1 pseudogene is annotated in these 440 nt (G+C 75.0%); it reads left to right on the top strand.

From position 1 onward, the window contains the following. Window positions 1–277 (top strand): annotated as a pseudogene (locus LPA54_RS39150) (hypothetical protein); the annotation flags it as partial. Window positions 278–440 lie beyond the last annotated feature (163 nt).

The following is a 440-nucleotide window of genomic DNA, read 5'->3' as shown; positions in this document are numbered from 1 at the left end:
CGCTTTCGGCGCCGCGCAGCACCTGGTGACCCCGCTGGCCGACGGCCGGGCCCAGACGACGCTGTCGGAGGCCGTCCGGGCGACCGATGCCGTGATGGATCCCGAGCGGGCCCCGGTGAAGGAGAGCGGCACGCTCGTGGAGGGCGGTGCACCAGGGCCGCCTGTGCTCCGGGACGGCGCCGGGCCACACGAAGAACCGGACACCGTCACGCATTCGGGCGGCGACGGCGAACTGGTGCCCGACGAGGCGTCCGCTCAGCGCTGCGCCGACGCGTGAGCCGTCTCCGGCAGCCGCGGGTACACCACGTCCCCGTGCAGCAGGCGATGGTGTCGCCCGCCGTGATGCCGCCGACCAGGAGCGACTCACGGGGTGTCGGCGGAGCGGGACTTGGGACCCGGATCAGCACGGCCCCGAGCACGAACGGCACCGCCGGCCCCAG

The sequence above is a fragment of the Streptomyces sp. DH12 genome (genome assembly GCF_020873895.1).
Lineage (GTDB): Bacteria > Actinomycetota > Actinomycetes > Streptomycetales > Streptomycetaceae > Streptomyces.
Note: the sequence above shows the minus strand (reverse complement) of the source record. Positions and strands in the feature narration are given on the sequence as shown.